This window comes from Frigoribacterium sp. 2355 (assembly GCF_054060695.1).
Map to the genome: position 1 here is coordinate 145,527 of NZ_JBSSDL010000001.1, position 19,738 is coordinate 165,264.

22 protein-coding genes are annotated in these 19,738 nt (G+C 70.6%); 11 read left to right on the top strand and 11 right to left on the bottom strand.

What is annotated here, in order from left to right; genetic code table 11:
* Window positions 1–22: 22 nt before the first annotated feature.
* Window positions 23–811 (top strand): SGNH/GDSL hydrolase family protein, encoded by a 789-nt coding sequence (locus ACVJ1F_RS00720; RefSeq protein ID WP_456884153.1) that lies wholly within the window; start codon window positions 23–25, stop codon window positions 809–811.
* An 8-nt stretch (window positions 812–819) separates the two neighbouring features.
* On the opposite strand, the gene ACVJ1F_RS00725 is transcribed toward ACVJ1F_RS00720, so the two are convergent.
* Window positions 820–2,052, bottom strand: a complete 1,233-nt coding sequence (locus tag ACVJ1F_RS00725) for a D-alanyl-D-alanine carboxypeptidase family protein (protein ID WP_158612832.1) — start codon at window positions 2,050–2,052, stop codon at window positions 820–822.
* Window positions 2,053–2,060: 8 nt separating this feature from the next.
* A complete protein-coding gene (locus tag ACVJ1F_RS00730; protein ID WP_456884155.1) occupies window positions 2,061–2,888 on the bottom strand; it encodes a TrmH family RNA methyltransferase in 828 nt (275 codons plus the stop codon).
* Window positions 2,889–2,991: 103 nt separating this feature from the next.
* On the opposite strand from ACVJ1F_RS00730, the gene ACVJ1F_RS00735 reads away from it, so the two are divergent.
* Window positions 2,992–3,834, top strand: a complete 843-nt coding sequence (locus ACVJ1F_RS00735; RefSeq protein ID WP_056045171.1) for an NAD-dependent protein deacetylase — start codon at window positions 2,992–2,994, stop codon at window positions 3,832–3,834.
* Between the two features lie 28 nt (window positions 3,835–3,862).
* Window positions 3,863–4,510 carry a histidine phosphatase family protein gene (locus ACVJ1F_RS00740; RefSeq protein ID WP_200412180.1) on the top strand — a complete coding sequence of 216 codons (648 nt, stop codon included), beginning with the start codon at window positions 3,863–3,865 and terminating at the stop codon, window positions 4,508–4,510.
* Between the two features lie 48 nt (window positions 4,511–4,558).
* Here the strand turns inward: ACVJ1F_RS00740 and ACVJ1F_RS00745 are convergent, their stop codons facing one another.
* On the bottom strand, window positions 4,559–5,647 hold the full coding sequence (locus ACVJ1F_RS00745; RefSeq protein WP_456884157.1) for a glycosyltransferase family 4 protein: 1,089 nt from the start codon (window positions 5,645–5,647) through the stop codon (window positions 4,559–4,561).
* Window positions 5,644–6,549, bottom strand: a complete 906-nt coding sequence (locus tag ACVJ1F_RS00750; protein WP_456884159.1) for an alpha/beta fold hydrolase — start codon at window positions 6,547–6,549, stop codon at window positions 5,644–5,646. Before ACVJ1F_RS00750 ends, ACVJ1F_RS00745 begins: the two co-directional genes overlap by 4 nt.
* Before the next feature lie 70 nt (window positions 6,550–6,619).
* On the opposite strand from ACVJ1F_RS00750, the gene treS reads away from it, so the two are divergent.
* Window positions 6,620–8,359 carry a maltose alpha-D-glucosyltransferase gene (treS, locus tag ACVJ1F_RS00755; protein ID WP_056045180.1) on the top strand — a complete coding sequence of 580 codons (1,740 nt, stop codon included), beginning with the start codon at window positions 6,620–6,622 and terminating at the stop codon, window positions 8,357–8,359.
* A gap of 54 nt (window positions 8,360–8,413) precedes the next feature.
* Window positions 8,414–9,136 carry a 3'-5' exonuclease gene (locus tag ACVJ1F_RS00760; RefSeq protein ID WP_052505248.1) on the top strand — a complete coding sequence of 241 codons (723 nt, stop codon included), beginning with the start codon at window positions 8,414–8,416 and terminating at the stop codon, window positions 9,134–9,136.
* A gap of 175 nt (window positions 9,137–9,311) precedes the next feature.
* Here the strand turns inward: ACVJ1F_RS00760 and ACVJ1F_RS00765 are convergent, their stop codons facing one another.
* From ACVJ1F_RS00765 to glgA, 3 genes are all read right to left on the bottom strand, one after another.
* Window positions 9,312–9,560, bottom strand: a complete 249-nt coding sequence (locus ACVJ1F_RS00765; protein WP_043594989.1) for a type B 50S ribosomal protein L31 — start codon at window positions 9,558–9,560, stop codon at window positions 9,312–9,314.
* A 118-nt stretch (window positions 9,561–9,678) separates the two neighbouring features.
* Entirely contained in the window at window positions 9,679–10,464 is a 786-nt protein-coding gene (locus ACVJ1F_RS00770) for an ABC transporter ATP-binding protein (protein WP_056045184.1), read from the bottom strand.
* Window positions 10,465–10,474: 10 nt separating this feature from the next.
* Window positions 10,475–11,659: a glycogen synthase gene (gene glgA / locus ACVJ1F_RS00775; protein ID WP_056047422.1), complete on the bottom strand. Its 1,185-nt coding sequence runs from the start codon at window positions 11,657–11,659 to the stop codon at window positions 10,475–10,477.
* 47 nt (window positions 11,660–11,706) lie between these two features.
* On the opposite strand from glgA, the gene ACVJ1F_RS00780 reads away from it, so the two are divergent.
* Both ACVJ1F_RS00780 and serB read left to right on the top strand, forming a co-directional pair.
* A complete protein-coding gene (locus ACVJ1F_RS00780) occupies window positions 11,707–12,948 on the top strand; it encodes a glucose-1-phosphate adenylyltransferase (RefSeq protein ID WP_173150847.1) in 1,242 nt (413 codons plus the stop codon).
* A gap of 53 nt (window positions 12,949–13,001) precedes the next feature.
* Entirely contained in the window at window positions 13,002–13,640 is a 639-nt protein-coding gene (gene serB / locus ACVJ1F_RS00785; RefSeq protein ID WP_402751620.1) for a phosphoserine phosphatase SerB, read from the top strand.
* A 58-nt stretch (window positions 13,641–13,698) separates the two neighbouring features.
* Here serB and fabG read toward each other — a convergent pair whose 3' ends face one another.
* Complete coding sequence (gene fabG, locus ACVJ1F_RS00790; RefSeq protein WP_056045191.1) at window positions 13,699–14,409, bottom strand: 3-oxoacyl-ACP reductase FabG; 711 nt, start codon at window positions 14,407–14,409, stop codon at window positions 13,699–13,701.
* Window positions 14,410–14,614: 205 nt separating this feature from the next.
* Between fabG and ACVJ1F_RS00795 the strand changes: the two genes are divergently transcribed.
* From ACVJ1F_RS00795 to ACVJ1F_RS00805, 3 genes are read left to right on the top strand one after another with little or no spacing between them, the layout of a single operon-like run.
* Window positions 14,615–14,989, top strand: coding sequence for a DUF3099 domain-containing protein (locus tag ACVJ1F_RS00795; RefSeq protein ID WP_456884163.1), 375 nt, complete (start codon window positions 14,615–14,617; stop codon window positions 14,987–14,989).
* The gene (locus ACVJ1F_RS00800) at window positions 14,989–15,225 is read left to right on the top strand and encodes a hypothetical protein (protein ID WP_056045199.1); all 237 of its coding nucleotides are present in this window, start codon (window positions 14,989–14,991) and stop codon (window positions 15,223–15,225) included. Before ACVJ1F_RS00795 ends, ACVJ1F_RS00800 begins: the two co-directional genes overlap by 1 nt.
* Window positions 15,222–16,073, top strand: a complete 852-nt coding sequence (locus tag ACVJ1F_RS00805; protein ID WP_123570068.1) for an SURF1 family cytochrome oxidase biogenesis protein — start codon at window positions 15,222–15,224, stop codon at window positions 16,071–16,073. The genes ACVJ1F_RS00800 and ACVJ1F_RS00805 overlap by 4 nt, the downstream gene beginning before the upstream one ends.
* Before the next feature lie 82 nt (window positions 16,074–16,155).
* On the opposite strand, the gene ACVJ1F_RS00810 is transcribed toward ACVJ1F_RS00805, so the two are convergent.
* Window positions 16,156–17,754 (bottom strand): ABC-F family ATP-binding cassette domain-containing protein, encoded by a 1,599-nt coding sequence (locus ACVJ1F_RS00810; protein WP_056045204.1) that lies wholly within the window; start codon window positions 17,752–17,754, stop codon window positions 16,156–16,158.
* Window positions 17,755–17,902: 148 nt separating this feature from the next.
* Here ACVJ1F_RS00810 and ACVJ1F_RS00815 point away from each other — a divergent pair, with 148 nt between their 5' ends.
* Complete coding sequence (locus ACVJ1F_RS00815) at window positions 17,903–18,508, top strand: biotin transporter BioY (protein WP_456884165.1); 606 nt, start codon at window positions 17,903–17,905, stop codon at window positions 18,506–18,508.
* 102 nt (window positions 18,509–18,610) lie between these two features.
* Here the strand turns inward: ACVJ1F_RS00815 and ACVJ1F_RS00820 are convergent, their stop codons facing one another.
* Both ACVJ1F_RS00820 and sufC read right to left on the bottom strand, forming a co-directional pair.
* Window positions 18,611–18,943: a metal-sulfur cluster assembly factor gene (locus ACVJ1F_RS00820; RefSeq protein WP_043594998.1), complete on the bottom strand. Its 333-nt coding sequence runs from the start codon at window positions 18,941–18,943 to the stop codon at window positions 18,611–18,613.
* 2 nt (window positions 18,944–18,945) lie between these two features.
* Window positions 18,946–19,731, bottom strand: a complete 786-nt coding sequence (gene sufC / locus ACVJ1F_RS00825) for a Fe-S cluster assembly ATPase SufC (protein ID WP_056045210.1) — start codon at window positions 19,729–19,731, stop codon at window positions 18,946–18,948.
* Window positions 19,732–19,738: the final 7 nt, after the last annotated feature.

Here is a 19,738-nt window from a genome sequence, read left to right on the forward strand (position 1 = left end):
GCGTCGAGAGTAGTTTGGTGGCATGAGTCAGCAACACCCGTGGTCCCGTTACGTCGCCCTCGGCGACTCGTTCACCGAGGGGATCGGCGACCCCGAGGAGCGCTCCCCCGGGGGGCACCGGGGCTGGGCCGACCGCGTCGCCGAGGTGCTGGGCTCCTCGACCGAGGACTTCGCGTACGCCAACCTCGCCGTGCGGGGCCGCCTGCTGAAGCAGATCATCGACGAGCAGTCCGAGGCCGCGCTCGCCCTGCGGCCCGACCTCATCTCGGTGTCGGCCGGGGGCAACGACATCATCCGTCCCGGCACCGACCCCGACGAGGTCGCCGCGGGCTTCGAGGGGTTGGTCGCACGACTGCGGTCCGACGGTGCCACGGTCGTGGTCTTCACCGGGCCCGACATCGGCCTCACCCCGGTCCTCGGTCGTCTCCGCGGAAAGGTCGCGATCTACAACGAGCACGTCCATGCCATCGCGCTGAGACACGACGCGGTGGTCGCGGACATGTGGGCGTTGCGTCAGCTCGTCGACCCACGGATGTGGGCGCCCGACCGGTTGCACTTCAGTCCTCTCGGCCACCACACGATCGCGCGGATGGTCCTGCAGGCCCTCGCGGTCGAGAACGACCTCGCGCCCTACGAGCCCGAGCCGCTCGAGCGTCGCCCCTGGCGCAGCGCACGGGCCGACGACATGGGCTGGGCCCGCGAGTACCTCGTGCCCTGGGTGGTACGGCGCATCCGGCACCAGTCGTCGGGCGACCTGGTCCGGGCCAAGCGACCGGACGCCGTCACCGTGGTCCACCGCACCGACGACTGACGCTCGGGTCAGAACACCTCGTCGGGATGCGTCAAGCGCCACCAGGCGCCCGGCTCGCCGATGCCCGCGTCGAGTTCGAGGGGCACGACGTGCCGTTCTCCGTCGACGGTGAAGGTGACGTCGCCCACGCGCGTCCCGACCGGGGCCGCGCCCACGTCGTCGGTCTCGACCGACGCCTGCACGGTCTCGTCGCCCCAGACGAGGACGGTGGCGTCCTCCGCGGCCACCGCTCGGGCCTCGTCGCCCCAGGGCAGTTCATAGTCGGCGAAGGCGTCGCCGCGGCTGGTCAGCGTGATGGTCCGGAAGCCCTCCGCGACGCTCGCGAGCAGGGCCTGCACGTCGCGGTCCAGCTGGTCGTGGTCGACGCCGCCGAGCATGGCGCCCACGACCGTGACCCGTCGCCCGCCGATCGTGTAGTCCGCCGCGAACAGCAGGCAGGCGCCGGCCTCGTCGAGCGTCCCCGTCTTGATGCCGACGACGCCGTCCAGCCCGAGCAGTTCGTTGCTGTTGCTGATCTCGCCGATGCCGGGCACGGACGTCGTCGCCGTGCCGACCGTGCGGGCGACGTCGGGGTCGGCCAGGGCCAGTCGGCCGAGTGCGATCAGGTCGGTCGAGGTGCTCGTGTTCTGCGGCGACAACCCGGTGGGTTCGACGAGCGTGGTCGACGAGAGGCCGTGGCCGTCGAGCCAGGACCGCGCCGCGTCGACGAAGGCCTGGTCGCTGCCGAACGCCCACCTGGCCAGCACCTCGGCGTAGTTGTTGGCGGACTCGATCAGCATGACCTCGAGCACCTGCCGCTCGGTGAGGACCTGCCCGGCCGCCATCGGTGCCACCTTGCCGTTCCGTGCGCGGTACGCGTCGACCAGGGCCGCCTCGGCCGGGCCGAAGGTGAGGGACGGGCCGTCACCGCCGTCGAGGGGTTTCTCGTCGAGGACGACGAGGGCCGTGACCACCTTGCTGATGCTCGCGATCGGACGGGGTCGTTCGTCGCCGCTCGTCGTCAGGCTGTCGTCCCAGCCGATCGCCTCGACCGCCGTCGCGCCGTAGGCGGGGAAGGTCAGGTCGGGAGCCTCCTCGGCCGGTGCGGCGTACGAGGCGACGTCCGCCGCGGCGGGCGCCAGCGGGCTGAGCAGTGCCAGGGGGACGTAGCCGCCGACCGCGACGACCAGGGCGAGCAGCGCGACCACGCCCACGCGCCTCCGGACCACGCCGGGTCGACGACGCCCGTCGACTCCGGTCACGCGACCGGTCACGCGACCGCCGCCGACCCGTCCGCCGGCAGACGCAGGGCCCAGAGGGCCACGGCCGAGGCGGCGGCCACGTTGAGGCTGTCGACGCCGTGCAGCATCGGGATGGTCACCACCGTGTCGGCGGCCCGCAGGGCGGCCCGGCTGAGCCCGTCGCCCTCGGTGCCGAGCAGCAGGGCGACGCGGTCCGGAGGCGCGGTCGCGTAGGCGTCGAGGGTCACCGCGTCGTCGCTCAGCGCCAGGGCGGCCACCTCGAACCCCGCCTCGCGGAGCAGCCCGGCACCGGCCGGCCACTCGGGGAGGCGCGTCCACGGGACCTGCAGCACGGTGCCCATGCTGACGCGGACGCTGCGCCGGTAGAGCGGGTCGGCGCAGCGCGGGGTGATCAGGACGGCGTCCGCCCCCAGGCCGGCGACGGCCCGGAAGATCGCGCCCACGTTCGTGTGGTCGACGATGTCCTCGAGCACGACGACGCGCCGCGCGCCGTCGAGCACCGACTCGACCGTCGGCAGCTCGGGACGGTGCATGGCGGCGAGGGCCCCCCGGTGCAGGTGGTAGCCGGTCAGCGTCTCGAGCAGGGCCGCGTCGCCGACGAAGATCTCGCCCTCGTGGTCGGCCACGAGGGGTTCGATGTCGGGCAACCACCGGTCGGTCATCAGCACCGACCGGGGCACGTGGCCCGCCCGCAGCGCCCGCTCGATGACCTTGGTCGACTCGGCGATGTAGAGGCCGCCCTCCGGCTCGGACACGCGCCGCAGGGCGACGTCGGTGAGCCGGTTGTAGTCGGCGAGTGCCTCGTGGTCGAGGTCGGTGATGCGGGTGACGTGCACGGTGCTCCACGGGGGACGGCCCCGGCGGACGGGCGACCGCTGGAATCGAATCGGAGGGGGACGCGTTTAGGCTAGCGTCACCGCACCCGAAGGAGCCCCACCCGTGTCGAACGCCCCCGCGGCCCCCACCGACGAGCAGGCCCTCGAGGCCGCGGTCGAGGCCCTCCGCGGGCGCCGCGTGGCCGTGCTCACCGGGGCGGGGGTCAGCACCGACTCGGGCATCCCCGACTACCGGGGCGAGGGCGCTCCGCCCCGCAACCCCATGACCTTCCAGCAGTTCCTCTCGAGCGAGAGCTACCGCAAGCGCTACTGGGCCGGCAGCCACCTCGGCTGGAAGTCCTTCCGTGCCGCCGGGCCCAACGAGGGGCACCGGGCGCTGGCCCGGCTCGAGGCCGCCGGCGTCACGAACGGCGTCATCACCCAGAACGTCGACAACCTGCACGTCCGCGCCGGGTCGCGCCGGGTCGTCGACCTGCACGGCACCGTCGACCGCGTCGTCTGCCTCACCTGCGGGCAGGCGTTCGCCCGCGACATGGTGGCGGCCCGCCTCGCCGCCGAGAACCCCTGGATCGACGAGCCCGACCAGGTGCGGCTCGCCCCGGACGGCGACGTCGAGGTGCACGACATCGACGCGTTCGTCGTGCCGACCTGCACGGTGTGCGGCGGCCTGCTCAAACCCGACGTCGTGTTCTTCGGCGAGTTCGTGCCCACCGAGCGGTTCGCCGAGGCGCGCTCGATGGTCGTCGGCGCCGAGGCGCTGCTCGTCGCCGGCTCCTCGCTCGTCGTCAACAGCGGCATCCGCCTGCTCGACCAGGCGACGCGCCGCAAGCTGCCCGTGGTCGTCCTGAACCGCGGCGTCACCAAGGGCGACTCGCGGGCCACGGTTAAGCTGGACGCCGGCACGTCGGAGACCCTGGCGGCCCTGGCCGAGCACCTGGGCGCCTGACCCCCGGGCCGTGCCCACCGGAGGAACGATGACGCTCTTGTACCTGGTCCGCCACGGCGAGACCGACTGGAACCGCGCCCGGCGCATCCAGGGCTCCACCGACATCCCCCTGAACGACCTCGGTCGGTCGCAGGCCCGAGAGACCGGCGACCTGCTCGCCCGGCGTCGGTTCGACGCCGTCGTCGCCAGCCCTCTGTCGCGCGCGGCCGAGACCGGGTCCATCATCGCCGAGCGCCTGGGCCTGGCCGCGCCCGAGCTCGTCCCCGAGGTCGCCGAGCGTCGCTACGGCGACGCCGAAGGACTGACCGGCGAGCAGGTCGAGGCACGGTTCCCCCACGGCACCCCGGTGCCCGGTCGTGAGAGCCGCGGGGCCCTCGTCGCACGGGTGCTGCCCGCCCTCGCCGCGATCGCGGCACGGCACGGCGACGGCTCGTCCGTGGTCGTCGCGACGCACGGCGCGGTCATCAGGGCGGTCGTGAACCACGTCTCCCCCGACACCGACGCGCACCTGGGCGTGCCCATCCGCAACGGGTCCGTCCACTCGTTCGAGTTCACGGGCGACGCCCTGACGCTGCGGGAGTTCGACGACCCGATCGAGGTCGAGTCCGAACGTGCCGGCACCTACTCGTTCGAGTACCAGAACCCCCTCGAGCGCGACGCGGCCGAACCGGCCTGAGCCGCCGGCCCCGGCCGCCGACGGGTCAGCGTCCCGGCCGCCGGTGGGTCAGCGTCCCGGGCGTCGACGCCGGTGGCCGCCCGCTGCGGCGACGTCGGCCAGCAGGCGCAGCAGCACGTCGGCCGAATCACGCCAGCTGAACCGGGCGGCCTGCTCGACCGACGCGGCCGAGCGCGCCTCCCACTCGCCCTCGAGTCGTCGGACGGCGGCGGCGATCGACGCGGGCGACGACGGGTCGAAGTAGAGCGCCGCGTCTCCGCCGATCTCGCGGAAGATCGGGATGTCGCTGACCACGGCCGGCGTGCCGAGGGCCATGCCCTCGACGAGCGGGATGCCGAAGCCCTCGGCACGCGAGGCCGTCACGACGGCCGTCGCCCCCAGCAGGGTCTCGCGGTACTCGTCGTCGCTCGCCCCGTCGTGGAAGACCAACGACCCGGCGGGTGCCAGGGCCGTCAAGGAGGCGCGCTCGGCCCCGGACACCCGGCTCATCAGGTGCAGTCGGTACCCGTCGAGCAACGGCAGTGCCCTGGCCAGCGCGGCCACGTTCTTGTACGGCATGAACGACCCCATGTAGACGAGGTCGCGGCTCACCGGCGCGGTGCGGGGATCGACGGGGTCGACCGGGTCGGCCGCGTTGTACACCACCGTCACGGGACGCCGGGTCAGACGGTGGCGACGCATCTCGTCCCGCGTCGTGCGGCTCACGGTGACGACGGCGTCGGCCCGGTTCAGGAGCACCCGCTGCGGCCACCAGGCCAGGTGGTACAGCCGCCAGAGCAGCTTGATCGGCCAGGCGAACTCGGGTGGCGGCGTGCGGTTCGTGTAGTAGATCAGGTCGTGCAGGGTCAGGACGAGCGGGTACCGGCGTCCGGCGGAACCCATGGTCTGCATGGGCGACCAGACGACGTCGGGGCGCAGCGCGTTCACCTGCCGGGCCACGAGCGGCTCGAGGACGCTCGTGGGCGCGCTGACGAGCAGGTGGGGTGCGTCGGGCAACGCGTGGAGCTGGCGGGGGTCGCTGACCAGCATCGTCACCTCGTGGCGCTCGGCCAGCGCCGACACCACGCCGGCGCTGAAGCGGCTGATGCCGTCGTGGCGTCCGACGCGGACGTAGCGGCAGTCGACGACGATCTTCATCGGACGAAGGCCTCGATCGCGGCGGCGGCCTGGCGCGGCTTCTCGTAGTGGATCAGGTGGCCCACGCCCTCGATCACGTCGAGCGTGGCGTCGGGGAAGAGCGCCTGCAGTCGGTGCTGGGCGGGCAGGGCGGTGATGTCGTCGCGGTCGGCGGCTACGAGCAGGGTGGGGACGGTGACGCGGGCGGCGTACGTGCTCACGTCGCTCGAGACCGATGCTCGGAACGCGTCGAGCACCACGCGACGGTCCGAGAACCTCGAGAAGTAGCTGTCGTGCTGGTCGTGGATCCACCGGCGCAGGGCCCGGTCGTGGGTCTTGACCATGGCGAGGCTGGTGAACCTCGTCACGGCCGCGTTCTGCAGCACCTGCTGACCGGCGCGTTCGGGCAGGGCCGCGCCGGCCCAGTAGTAGAAGACGGCCAGGCGCGTGACCACGCCGCGAGGGCCCTGCAGGGCGGGGGCGGCGATCGGGTTGACCAGGAGCAACCGGGAGGCGCGGAGCCCGTCGGCCACCGCGGCCGCCGTGACGATCGAGCCGAACGAGTGCCCCAGCACCACGACGTCGTCACCGAGCGAGAGGGTCGCCACGAACGCGGTCAGCCAGCGCGCGTACGCCGCGACGCTGTGCTCGCCGTCGAGCGGGGTCGACTCGCCGAAGCCCGGCAGGTCGGGCATGACCACCCTCACGTGGTCGAGGTGCGCCACGACCGGTTCGAGACCGTGGTGATCGCCCCGGAAGCCGTGCACCGCGACGACGGTGACCCGCGCCTCCTGCCCCTCGGGCGGCTCGTACGTCCAGTAGCGGGTGAGGCTGCCGGCGACCTCGACGGCGTCGTCGCGCACCGGTCGGGCGTCGAGGCGGGCACGGTAGGGCGACTTCACGCGCGGGGGTCGGACGATCACGAGCCCGAGTCTACGAGCGACGCGCTGGTCGGAGTGCGCGTCCCGGGGCGCGCGCCCGTAGGGTGGGCGGGTGAGCTTCACTGCCCCGATCCAGCAGCCCGGACTGACCCTCGACCCCAACTGGCACCGCCGCGCGGTGTTCTACGAGGTGATGGTGCGGTCGTTCGTCGACAGCAACGGGGACGGGGCGGGCGACCTCCAGGGTCTGCTCACCCGCCTCGACTACCTGCAGTGGCTCGGCGTCGACGCCCTCTGGCTGCCGCCGTTCTTCCAGTCGCCCCTGCGCGACGGCGGGTACGACATCCAGGACTACAAGGCGATCCTGCCCGAGTTCGGCACACTCGACGAGTTCCGCGACCTGGTCACGAAGTCGCACGAGCGCAACATGCGCATCGTCATCGACATGGTGCTGAACCACACCAGCGACCAGCACGAGTGGTTCCAGCAGAGCCGCGAAGACCCCGAGGGCCCCTACGGCGACTTCTACGTCTGGCGCGACACCGACGACGAGTACTCGAACATCCGCGTCATCTTCGTCGACACCGAAGAGTCGAACTGGACGTTCGACCCGGTGCGTCGTCAGTTCTTCTTCCACCGCTTCTTCTCGCACCAGCCCGACCTCAACTTCGAGAACCCCGCCGTCCAGGAAGCGGTCTTCGACGTCGTCCGTCACTGGCTGGCGATGGGTGTCGACGGGCTCCGCCTCGACGCGATCCCGTACCTCTTCGAGACCGAAGAGGGCAACGGCGAGGGCGAACCGGCCACGCACGAGTTCATCAAGCGTCTGCGCGCCATGGTCGACGAGGAGTTCCCGGGTCGCGTGCTCATCGCCGAGGCGAACCAGTGGCCCGCCGAGACGGCGGCGTTCTTCGGCACCGAGGACGAGCCGGAGTGCCACATGGCCTTCGACTTCCCGGTCATGCCCCGCATCTTCTACTCGCTGCGCGCCCAGAGCGCCGACGAGCTCAAGCGCATCCTCTCCGAGACGACCGAAGTGCCCCCGGGCGCGGCCTGGGCCGTCTTCCTCCGCAACCACGACGAGCTCACCCTCGAGATGGTCAGCGAGGAGTACCGGCAGGCGATGTACGGCTGGTACGCGTACGACCCCCGCATGCGCTCGAACATCGGCATCCGTCGTCGCCTCGCTCCTCTGCTCGACAACTCGCGCGCCGAACTCGAACTCGTCCACGCGCTGCTCTTCTCGCTGCCGGGCAGTCCGTTCCTGTACTACGGCGACGAGATCGGCATGGGCGACAACATCTGGCTGCCGGACCGCGACTCGTCCCGCACGCCGATGCAGTGGACGCCCGACCGCAACGCCGGCTTCTCGACCGCCGACCCGGGCAAGCTCTTCCTGCCCGTCGTCCAGTCGCTCGTCTACAACTACAACCTGGTCAACGTCGAGAGCCAGCTGGCGCAGTCGCGGTCGCTGCTGCACTGGGTCCGCAACGTCATCCACGTGCGCAAGGCCCACCCGACCTTCGGCCTCGGCACCCTCGAGGTGCTCGAGACGAACCAGGAGTCCGTCCTGTCGTTCGTCCGGTCCTACGAGGGGGCCGGCACGCAGTTCGGCGACTCGGCCGAGGACATCCTCTGCGTCTTCTCGTTCGGTCACAACCCGACCTCGGTCGACATCGTGGCCCCGCAGTTCGCCGGGCGCACGTTGGTCGACCTCTTCGGCGGAGCGCAGTTCCCCTCGTTCGACGACGAGGGCAAGGTCACCCTGACCCTCGGCACGCAGGCGTTCTTCTGGCTGCACGTCGGCGACGTCCCCGTGGCGGCGGCACCCGCTGTCGGTGGCGCCTCCTAAGCTCACAGAGTGACTGACACCGACACGACCGGCACCGCCCCCGACCTCGCGGCCGTGGGCGAGCCGCCGGCCGCCTGGTGGCAGGCCCTCGGCGTCTTCGACCTCGAGACGACGGGCATCGACGTCGAGACGGCCCGCATCGTCACCGCGCACGTCGGCCTGATCGACGCCACCGGTGCGACGGTCGCGCACGGCGAGTGGTTGGCCGATCCGGGCGTCGAGATCCCCGAACAGGCCAGCGCCGTCCACGGCATCTCGACCGAGCGGGCCCGAGCCGAGGGGCGACCGGCCGCCGAGGTCGTGGCCGAGATCGTCGCGGCCATCCGTGCCGTCTTCGCTCGCGGCGTGCCGTTGGTCGTCTACAACGCGCCCTACGACCTCACGCTGCTCGACCGTGAGGCCCGCCGCCACGGTGTCGAACCTCTCGGCGAGGTGGGCGAGATCGGCTGCGTCGTCGATCCGCTCGTCATCGACAAGGCCGTCGACACCTACCGCAAGGGCAAACGCACCCTCGAGGCCGCCGCGGCCGTCTACGGCGTCTCGCTCGACGACGCCCACGACGCCGGAGCCGACGCGATCGCCGCCGGCCGTGTCGCCCAGGCGATGGCCAAGCGGTATCCCGATCGCCTCGACGTGCCCGTGACCGAGTTGCACGACCTCCAGGTCGGGTGGTGCTCGACCCAGGCCGAGAGCTTCCAGCAGTACATGCGCCGTGCGAAAGACCCCACCTTCACCGCTCACGGTGACTGGCCGCACCGCCCCCTGCCGTTCGCCTGAGCACGAACGCCCCACCGCGCCTCCTGGGCTCACCGCGCCTCCTGGGCTCGCCCGGGCCTCCTGCGGTGCGGTGTCATGTCAGCGTCCACCCTCTCGGTCGGGCACCCTCACCCGGGCGCACGAAAGAGGCGGCCCGCCGAAGTGGACCGCCTCTTTCGTGCGTGTGGGCTGTTGCCTACTTGCCGAAGTTCTTGTAGCGCGAGTTGAACTTCTCGACGCGACCGGCCGAGTCGAGGATGCGCTGCTTGCCCGTGTAGAACGGGTGCGACTCGGACGAGATCTCGACGTCGATGACCGGGTAGGTCTCACCGTCGAGCTCGATGGTCTTGTCGCTGGTCGTCGTGGAGCGCGTGAGGAACGTGGCGCCCGACGCGAGGTCCCGGAAGACGATCTGCTTGTACTCGGGGTGGATGTCGGTCTTCATGATTGTCCTAGGTCTAGCGAACGAGTGATGATGGTGAGTTCAGGAGGCACGTGCAGCATCGCTGCGGGCCAGCTGTCAACGATACCAGACCGGCGGCCCGGATCGTAGGAGGCGCGGCTCAGCCGGCGGCGCGGGCCGAGTACCGGCCCCCGTCGGACTCGACCCGCAGTTCGACGCCGAACGTGGCGCCGAGGGTCTCGGCCGTGATGACCTCGTCGAGCGGACCGGCGGCCACGACGGAGCCGTGGTCGAGCAGCAGGGCGTGCGTGAATCCCTTGGGGATCTCCTCGACGTGATGGGTCACCATGACGATGGCCGGAGCGCCCTCGGACGAGGCGTAGCCCGAGAGCATCTGCAGCAGCTCTTCGCGGGCGCCGAGGTCGAGGCTCGCGGCCGGCTCGTCGAGCAGCAGCAACTCGGGGTCGGTCATGACCGAGCGGGCGATCTGGACGCGCTTCTGCTCGCCGTCGCTCAGCTCGCCGAAGGTACGGTCCGAGAGGTGGTCGAGCTTCCACTCGTCGAGCACGCGGTGCGCCCGACGGACGTCGACGCCCTCGTACTCTTCGTTCCAGCGGCCGGTGACCGAGTAGGCGGCCGTCAGGACGACGTCGACGACCTTCTCCTTCGCCGGGATGCGCCGGGCGATGGCCGTCGAGGCGAAGCCGATGCGTGGCCGCAGGTCGAACAGGTCGACGGAGCCGAGGTCGGAGCCGAGGATGCTGGCCTCGCCCGAGGACGGGTGGCTCTGAGCGGCGGCGACCTGCAGCAGGCTCGTCTTGCCGGCACCGTTCGGGCCGAGCACGACCCAGCGCTCGTCGGAGTCGACCGTCCAGGTCAGTTTGTCGACGACGGCTGTGCCGCCTCGGACGATCGAGACATCGGTGAGCTGCAGGACGGTAGGCATGGTCCTCAGCCTAGTTGAGCAGGCCCTCGTAGATCCCCAGCGTCTGCTCGGCGATCCGCGACCACGAGAACTCTTCTTCGGCCCTCATGCGGCCGGCTCGTCCCATGAGGCGGGCGAGTGCCGGGTCGGAGACGACCTCGGTGAGGGTGGCCGCCAGGTCGGCCACGAAGCGGTCGGGGTCGACCGGGGTGCCGGTGCCGTCCTGCACCTGGTCGAGGGGCACGATCCGGCCCGTCAGACCGTCCGCGACGACCTCGGGGATGCCGCCCGTGTCGGACCCGACGACGGGAACGCCGCAGGCCATCGCCTCGAGGTTGACGATGCCGAGGGGTTCGTACACCGAGGGGCAGACGAAGGTGGTGGCGGCGCTCAGCACCGCACTGAGCTGGTGACGGGGCAGTACGGTGTCGATCCACACGACACCGGTGCGCTCCTCTTGCAGCTCTCGGACGAGACCCGTGACCTCGGCCATGATCTCGGGGGTGTCCGGCGCGCCGGCGCAGAGCACGAGCTGCACGTCGGCCGGCAGCAGCTTGGCCGCGCGCAGCAGGTACGGCAGGCCCTTCTGGCGGGTGATGCGACCGACGAAGACGACGGAGGGGCGGTCGGGATCGATGCCCAGGCTGCGGACCAGCTCGGCGTCGTCGACGCGCTTCCAGCCCTCGAGGTCGATCCCGTTGTAGACGACCTGGACCTTCGACTCGTCGATCGACGGGTAGGAGCGCAGGATGTCGCGGCGCATCCCGTCGCTGACCGCGATGACGCGGTCGGCGGTCTCGTAGGCCTGACGCTCGATCCAGCTCGAGACGCGGTAACCGCCTCCGAGCTGTTCGGCCTTCCAGGGTCGGAGCGGTTCGAGGCTGTGGGCCGTCAGGACGTGCGGGACCCCGTGCAACATCTGGGCCAACTGGCCGGCCGCGTTCGCGTACCAGGTGTGGCTGTGGACGACGTCGGCTCCGGCCACGTCCTGGGCCATGCTGACGTCCACGCCGAGGGTGCGCAGCGTGGCGTTGGCCTGGTCGAGCTGGGGCAGGTCGGGGTACCCGGTCGTGTCGGGTTCGGGGTCGACCTCGCCGAAGGCCCGGACCTGCACCTCGACGCCCTGACGCAGGGCCTTGACGAGTTCGACGACGTGGACGCCCGCTCCCCCGTAGACGTTGGGCGGGTATTCCTTGGTGATGACATCGACTCGCACGTGGTTCACCGTAGTCGTGCGACCGCGAATCGTGCCATTCTGGCCCCATGGCATCAAAGAAGATCTTCGGCATCGTCCTGGCTGGTGGCGAGGGCAAACGCCTGATGCCGCTGACCGCCGACCGCGCGAAACCCGCTGTCCCGTTCGGTGGCAACTACCGTCTCATCGACTTCGCCCTGTCGAACCTGATCAACTCGGGTCTCCGGCAGATCGTCGTCCTGACCCAGTACAAGTCGCACAGCCTCGACCGCCACGTGTCGCAGACCTGGAGCATCGAGGGCCTGCTGGGTGCCTACGTCGCCTCGGTCCCGGCCCAGCAGCGGCTCGGCAAGCGATGGTTCGCCGGCAGCGCCGACGCGATCCTGCAGAGCCTGAACCTCCTGCGTGACGAGAAGCCCGACATCGTCGTCGTGGTGGGTGCCGACCACGTCTACCGCATGGACTTCTCGCAGATGATCGAGGCGCACATCGCCTCGGGCGCCGGGGTCACCGTCGCCGCCATCCGTCAGCCCATCTCGCTGGCCGACCAGTTCGGCGTGATCGAGGTCGACTCGGACGACCCGACCCGCATCGGCCGGTTCCTCGAGAAGCCGACCGACGCCACGGGCCTGCCGGACTCCCCCGACGAGATCCTCGCGTCGATGGGCAACTACGTCTTCGACGCGGACGTCCTGATCGACGCCGTGCTGCGCGACGGCGAGAAGCCCGACTCCAACCACGACATGGGCGGGGACATCGTCCCCGACTTCGTCTCCCGGGGCGACGCGGCGGTGTACGACCTCAACCGCAACGAGGTGCCCGGGTCGACCGAGCGCGACCGCTACTACTGGCGCGACGTCGGCACCATCGACTCGTTCTACGACGCGCACCGCGACCTGATCTCGGCCCTGCCGATCTTCAACCTCTACAACACCGCCTGGCCGATCTTCAGCCAGCAGCTCAACTCGCCCCCCGCGAAGTTCGTCCGCGACGGCCACGGCAACCTCGGCACGACGATCGACTCGATCGTGTCGCTCGGCTCGTTGCTCTCGGGAGCGCACGTGGAGCGCAGCGTCCTGGGGCCATGGTGCACCCTCGACAGCGGCTCGCGGGTCGTCGACTCCGTGGTCTTCGAGCGGGCCCACGTCGGCCCGAACGCCGTCGTCAACCGGGCGATCCTCGACAAGGACGTCGTCATCGCGGCTGGCGCGTCCGTCGGCGTCGATCCCGAGGCCGACCGGGCCCGCGGGTTCACGGTCACGCCCTCCGGCATCACGGTGGTCGGCAAGGGCGTCCGGGTCGACCAGTAGACGCCCGGAGTCACACGAGCGGCGCGGTGCGTCGGCGGCCCTAGGCTGTCGGCGTGCCGCGTTTCCTCATCGTCCTCGACGTCGACTCCACCCTCATCGAGGACGAGGTCATCGAACTCCTCGCCGACGCGGCCGGCTCCCGGGCGCACGTCGAGGACGTGACCTCCCGGGCCATGGCCGGCGAGCTGGACTTCGCCGCGAGTCTCGCCGAGCGCGTCGCGACCCTCGAGGGTCTGCCCGAGTCGGTCCTCGCCGAGGTCCGAGCGCACCTCACGCCGACCCGCGGCGTCCGTGAACTCGTCGACGGCGTCCATGCCGCCGACGGTCTGGTGGGCGTCGTGTCCGGTGGGTTCCACGAGACCCTCGACCCGCTCGCGGACGACCTGGGGCTCGACTTCCGCCGGGCCAACCGCCTCGAGCTCCGTGGGGGCAGGCTGACCGGACGGGTCTCCGGTCCCGTGATCGACGCGCACGCCAAGGCCGCCGCGCTGCGCGGATGGGCCGAGGAGGCGCGGGTCGACCTCGCGCACACCGTCGCGGTCGGCGACGGGGCCAACGACCTCGAGATGATGGCCGTGGCAGGGCTCTCGGTGGCGTTCAACGCCAAGCCGCGGGTCCGGGAGCGAGCCGACGTGGTCGTCGGGACGAACGACCTGTCCCAGGTGCTGCCCCTGCTCGGGCTCCGGGGCTGAGCCACCGGACGGGGCGGGCGCCCGTCGGTGGTCGACCCGCGCCTCCTGCCCGGTGGGCCTAGTGGCCCATGCCGAGGCCGCCGTCGACGGGGATCACGGCACCCGAGATGTAGGCGGCGTCGTCGCCCGCGAGCCACGTGATCGTCTTCGCGACCTCGGCCGTCGTGCCGTACCGGCCGGCGGGGATGCTCTTCTTGTACTCGGCCTGCTGAGCCTCGGGCAGGACGGCGGTCATGTCGGTCTCGACGAAGCCGGGGGCCACCACGTTGGCGGTGATGCCGCGGGCACCGAGCTCGCGGGTCAGGGAGCGGGCGAAGCCGACGAGGCCCGCCTTCGAGGCCGCGTAGTTGGCCTGACCCGGTCCGCCGTAGAGGCCGACCACGCTCGACACGAGCACGATGCGGCCGAACCGGGCCTTGAGCATGCCCTTGGACGCCCGCTTCACGACGCGGAAGGCCCCACCGAGGTTCGTGTCGACGACCGAGGTGAAGTCGTCCTCGGTCATGCGCATGAGCAGACCGTCCTTCGTGATCCCGGCGTTGGCCACGACGACCTCGACCGGGCCGAGCTCGGCCTCGACGGTGCTGAAGGCCGCGTCGATCGAGGCGGCGTCGGTGACGTCGGCGACGACGGTCAGCGTGCCCTCGGGGCCCTGACCGCTCCGGGCGGTGACGGCGACGCGGTGTCCCTGGGCGACGAACTCCTCCGCGATGGCGAAGCCGATGCCTCGGTTGCCGCCGGTGACGAGGACGGTGCGGGGCGTGGTCATGGGTGGTCTCCTCGGGGGCGATCTCGACGGCCACCGCTCGGTGCGGCGGACTCACGGCGAACCTGTGATCGGCAGGCCGCCGACCAGCCTACTGTCGGACCCGGGTCTTAGGATCGAGGCGGTCCCATGGACGTCTGGTCCCCGAGATCGATCCGGCACCCGTCCGTGGTGCGTCCACCCTCCTCCCGACATCGAGGTGTGCCCCGTGAAGGCCTCGAACACGATCACGTCCCTGCCCCCCTCCCCCACCGACGACCGGCACTCCCGCATGGTCAAGTACCTGGTGGCGATGGGCATCAGGTTGGTCTGCATCGCCCTGTGCTTCGTCTTCCCCCTCGGGTGGTGGACGTTGTTGCCCGTCATCGGTGCCGTCGTCATCCCGTACATCGCCGTGGTGTTCGCCAACGTCGGTCACGAGTCCGGCGACGCGGTCGAGAGCCCCGGTGGCATCGAGCTGTACCGCGAGCCCCAGGCGCCGTTCCGACCGACGGTGGTCGACGGCGACGCCGGTCCTGCGGGCCCCGCCGACCCGTCCGACGACGTCCCCGGCGAGCCCGACCACGATCGGCCCACCGCCTGATGCTCGGTCTCGATCCCGTCGGCGTCCAGTGTTCTCGCGCCTCCTGTCGAGCCGAGGCACGGCATAATGTCCACTGGCGCAACCCCAAGATCCACGGCATCGACCGGGTCAAGGTGTGGTCGGCATGCGACGAGCACGTCGACTTCCTGCGCGAGTTCCTCGCGGCACGTGACTTCCCGGTCGTCGTGACGGGGGTGTCAGAGGTCGTCGAACAGGTCGGAACGGAGGCGCGGTGACGAACATCCGTTTCGCCCTCTCACGCAGATGGCTGGGCTACCTCGCCGTCGCCGTCGCGTTCGCGATCATCTGCGTGTTCCTCGCGCACTGGCAGTGGTCCCGACACGACGAGAAGCTCGCGGTCGTGCACCAGCTCGAGCAGACCTACGACGCCGACCCGGTCCCCCTCCACCAGGCCCTGCCCGAACTGTCGTCCTACGACGCGGCCCAGGAGTGGCAACCGGTCGAGATGACGGGGCGCTACCTCACCGACGACGAGTTGCTGGTCCGCAACCGTCCGCTCAACGGCCAACCCGGCTTCGAGGTCCTCGTCCCGTTCCGCACCACCCAGGGCGACGTCTTCGTGGTGGACCGCGGTTGGGTACCCACCGGCAACGCCCAGGACTCCCCCGACGTCGTGCCCGCGCCTCCTTCGGGCGACGTCACCGTGGTCGCACGCCTGAAGCCGGGCGAGCCGGCACTGGGCGACCGCACGGGCGTCCCCGGGACGAACCAGATCGCGACCATCCAACTCAGCGAGGTCGAATCGCGAGTCGGGCAGCCCGTCTACTCGAGCGCCTACGGTCTGGTCGTCAGCGAGAGCCCCGCGCCGGCCACGGCACCCGTGCCGTCCTCGAAGCCCGAGATCGACACCGGTCTGAACCTGTCGTACTTCGTCCAGTGGCTCATGTTCGCGGTCGGTGCCTTCGGGTTCCTGTTCTACGTGTTCCGCCAGGAGTACCGCAACCAGAACGCGGACGACGACGAACTCGTCGAACGCGAGGCAGAACGCCAGCGCCGTCGTGACGCCCGACCCCGCCACGACAACGACGTCGAGGACGAGATCCTGGACGGCGCCCACCGCTGACCGGACCGCCGGCCGGGCCCGGGTGGACCGGGGCCCTACGGCACCCGGGGCCTGGGGCCTGGGGCTTGGGCCGGTGCCCGGGTCAGGCGAGGTTGATCAGGTCGGAGTAGTCCGGGGTCCAGTGGTCCTCGGTGCCCTCGGGCATGATCAGCACTCGCTCGGGGTTCAGGGCCTCGACGGCACCCTCGTCGTGGCTCACCAGGACGACGGCCCCCTCGTAGTTGCTCAGGGCGTCGAGGATCTCGAGTCGGCTCGCGGGGTCGAGGTTGTTGGTGGGCTCGTCGAGCAGCAGGACGTTCGCCCCCGAGACGACGATCATGGCCAGCGCCAGTCGGGTCTTCTCGCCTCCGGACAGCACGCCGGCCGGCTTCGCCGAGTCGTCGCCCGTGAAGAGGAACGAGCCCAACACGCGTCGCGCCTCCATCTCGGTGATGTTCGGAGAGGAGGACACCATGTTCTCGAGGACGCTGCGCTTGACGTCGATCGTCTCGTGCTCCTGGGCGTAGTAGCCGACCCGCAACCCGTGGCCCGGTTCGAGCTGCCCGGTGTCGGGAGCGTCGACCCCGGCGAGGATGCGGAGCAGCGTCGTCTTGCCCGCACCGTTCAGGCCCAGGATGACGACCTTCGAGCCGCGGTCGATGGCGAGGTCCACGGCCGTGAAGATCTCGAGGGAACCGTAGCTCTTCGAGAGGTTCGAGGCCATCAGCGGCGTCTTGCCACACGCGACCGGCGTCGGGAAGCGCAGCTTCGCCACGCGGTCGACCGCGCGGACCTCGTCGAGGCCGGAGAGGAGCTTCTCGGCCCGTGCCACCATCTGGTGGGCCGCAGCGGCCTTGGACGCCTTGGCGCCGAACCGGGCCGCCTGCTTCTGCAGGGCCGAGGCCTGCTTCTCGGCGTTCGAGCGCTCTTTCTTGCGGCGCTCCTCGTCGGCGGCGCGCTGTCGCTGGTAGTTCCGCCAACCCATGTTGTAGACGTCGATCGCCTGTCGATTGGCGTCCAGGTAGAAGACGCGGTTGACGACCTCCTCGACGAGTTCGATGTCGTGGCTGATCACGATGACGCCGCCCTGGTAGGTCTTCAGGTACTCGCGCAGCCAGACGACCGAATCGGCGTCGAGGTGGTTCGTCGGCTCGTCGAGGATCATCGTGTCGGCGGCCGAGAAGAGGATGCGGGCCAGCTCGATGCGCCGGCGCTGACCACCCGACAACGTCGACAGGGGCTGGTCGAGGATGCGGTCGGGCAGGCTGAGGTTGCTCGCGATGGACGCCGCCTCGGCCTCGGCCGCGTACCCGCCGAGCGCGTTGAACTGGTCGTCGAGGTCGCCGTAGCGCTTCATGGCGCGGGCGGCGACGGCGGGGTCGGGGTCGCCCATGGCCAGGGTCGCTTCCTGGATGCCGAGCAGCAACTGGCCGAGACCTCGGGCGTCGAGGATGCGCGTCCGGGCGAGGTCCTCGGGGTTGCCGCTGCGGGGGTCCTGCGGCAGGTAGCCGATCTCGCCGGAGCGCTCGATCTTGCCGCCCGTCGGGAGGGTCTCGCCGGCCAGCGTCTTGGTCATGGTCGTCTTGCCGGCGCCGTTGCGGCCGACGAGGCCGATCTTGTCGCCCCGGTCGACCCGGAACGAGACGTCGGCCATGAGGAGGCGCGCGCCGACGCGGATCTCGAGATCGTGCACGGAGAGCACAGCAGATGTCCAATCGATTGGTGAGGAGTCCACAACGGGGCCCGGAAGGGGGCCGCCCATAAGATGGGGACGTCGTGTGGAGAGGGTCGCAGCACTGCGCTGCCGACCAGCCGCTCGGCCGATCAACCTACCCATTCTAGGAGTCCCCATGACGAACACTGCCGCATCGACCTCACGGCCGGTCCTCGCCGACCGTCTGGTGGCCCGGGGCGCCGCCGCCGACGTGGCCCTCGTCCTCGGTGGAGTCGCCGTCGTCTCGGCGCTCGCGCAGGTCCAGGTGCCGCTCTGGCCGGTGCCCGTCACGGGACAGACGCTCGGCGTCATGCTCGTCGGCGCCTCCCTCGGGGCCCGTCGAGGGGCGCTGTCGTTGGCCACCTACCTCGTGCTGGGAGTCGCCGGCCTGCCGATCTTCGCCGAGTTCTCGGGCGGTCCCCTCAGCGTCCTCAAGCCGAGCTTCGGCTTCGTCATCGGATTCGTCGTGGCGGCTGCCGTCATCGGCTGGCTCTCCGAGCGCGAGTGGGACAAGCAATGGTGGCGTTCTGCCGCCGCGTTCTTCCTCGCGAGCCTGATCCCCTTCGCCGTGGGCCTCCCCTACCTGGCCGTCGTGCTCGGATCACTGGGCCTGCCGAACGACCTGCCGAGCGTCCTCGCCGCCGGTCTGTACCCGTTCATCGTGGGCGGGATCGCCAAGTGGCTGATCGCGGCGGCGGCCCTGCCCCTCTCCTGGCGTGCGCTGAAGCGCATCGGCGACTAGCTGCCTGCCGCTCCCTCGGCGTGCCCGGCGAGGGACGCGACGACGAAGCCCCGCCCCTCTCGGAGGGGCGGGGCTTCGTCGTGTCGCGTCGTCGGGCGACTCTCAGATGGAGAACCCGATGGCTCGCATCATGTCGCGTCCGTCGTCCGTGATGCGGTCGGGGCCCCACGGCGGCATCCACACCCAGTTGATGCGGAACGCGTCCACGACCCCGTCCAGGGCGTTCGCCGTGTCGCCCTCGATGACGTCCGTCAACGGGCAGCCTGCACTCGTGAGCGTCATGCTGATGATGAGGGCGTTCTCGTGCTCTTCGTCCATCGCCAGGTCGTAGATGAGACCGAGGTCGACGATGTTGACGCCCAGCTCGGGGTCGACGACCTCTTTCAGGGCCTCGATGGTCTGGTCGAACTTCTCGGGGCTGAGTGCGACGGCCATGGTCAGACCGCCGAGGTCGCGGCGGCCTCGGCGGCGGCTGCCGTCACGTACCGGTCGTAGCCCTCGTTCTCGAGACGGTCGGCCAGCTCGGGGCCGCCCTCGTCGGCGACGTGGCCGTCGACGAAGACGTGGACGAAGTCGGGCTTGATGTAGCGGAGGATGCGCGTGTAGTGCGTGATGAGCAACAGACCGAGGCCGGTGTTGGCCTTCGCGCGGTTGACACCCTCGGACACGATCTTGAGAGCGTCGACGTCCAGACCGGAGTCGGTCTCGTCGAGGACGGCGAACTTCGGCTTCAGCAGTTCGAGTTGCATGATCTCGTGGCGCTTCTTCTCGCCACCCGAGAAGCCCTCGTTGACGTTGCGCTCGGCGAAGGCCGAGTCCATCTTGAGGGCGGTCATCGACTCGCGGAGGTCCTTGATCCAGCCGCGGATCGCGGGGGCCTCGCCGTCCAGGGCCGTCTTGGCCGTCCGGAGGAAGTTCGAGACCGTGACGCCGGGGATCTCGACGGGGTACTGCATGGCGAGGAAGAGGCCCGCCTTGGCACGCTCGTCGACGCTCATCTCGAGCACCTCGCGACCGTCGAGCAGGATCGATCCGCCGTCGACGTTGTAGCGGGGGTGGCCGGCGATCGTGTAGGCGAGCGTCGACTTGCCCGAGCCGTTGGGGCCCATGACGGCGTGGATCTCGCCCTCGTTGATGGTGAGGTCGACGCCCTTGAGGATGGGCTTGGGGCCGGCGTCGGTGTCGATGCTGACCTTGAGGTCACGGATCTCGAGAGTGGACATGCGTTCT

Coding starts and splice junctions, on each gene's coding strand:
- ACVJ1F_RS00820 (WP_043594998.1), bottom strand. CDS start 18,943: ATGGCCGTCGCACTCAGCCCCGAGAAGTTCGACCAGACCATCGAGGCC.
- ACVJ1F_RS00745 (WP_456884157.1), bottom strand. CDS start 5,647: ATGAAGATCGTCGTCGACTGCCGCTACGTCCGCGTCGGACGCCACGAC.
- ACVJ1F_RS00770 (WP_056045184.1), bottom strand. CDS start 10,464: ATGCCTACCGTCCTGCAGCTCACCGATGTCTCGATCGTCCGAGGCGGC.
- sufC (WP_056045210.1), bottom strand. CDS start 19,731: ATGTCCACTCTCGAGATCCGTGACCTCAAGGTCAGCATCGACACCGAC.
- ACVJ1F_RS00740 (WP_200412180.1), top strand. CDS start 3,863: ATGACGCTCTTGTACCTGGTCCGCCACGGCGAGACCGACTGGAACCGC.
- ACVJ1F_RS00780 (WP_173150847.1), top strand. CDS start 11,707: ATGGCATCAAAGAAGATCTTCGGCATCGTCCTGGCTGGTGGCGAGGGC.
- fabG (WP_056045191.1), bottom strand. CDS start 14,409: ATGACCACGCCCCGCACCGTCCTCGTCACCGGCGGCAACCGAGGCATC.
- ACVJ1F_RS00720 (WP_456884153.1), top strand. CDS start 23: ATGAGTCAGCAACACCCGTGGTCCCGTTACGTCGCCCTCGGCGACTCG.
- ACVJ1F_RS00800 (WP_056045199.1), top strand. CDS start 14,989: ATGCTCGGTCTCGATCCCGTCGGCGTCCAGTGTTCTCGCGCCTCCTGT.
- ACVJ1F_RS00815 (WP_456884165.1), top strand. CDS start 17,903: ATGACGAACACTGCCGCATCGACCTCACGGCCGGTCCTCGCCGACCGT.
- ACVJ1F_RS00765 (WP_043594989.1), bottom strand. CDS start 9,560: ATGAAGACCGACATCCACCCCGAGTACAAGCAGATCGTCTTCCGGGAC.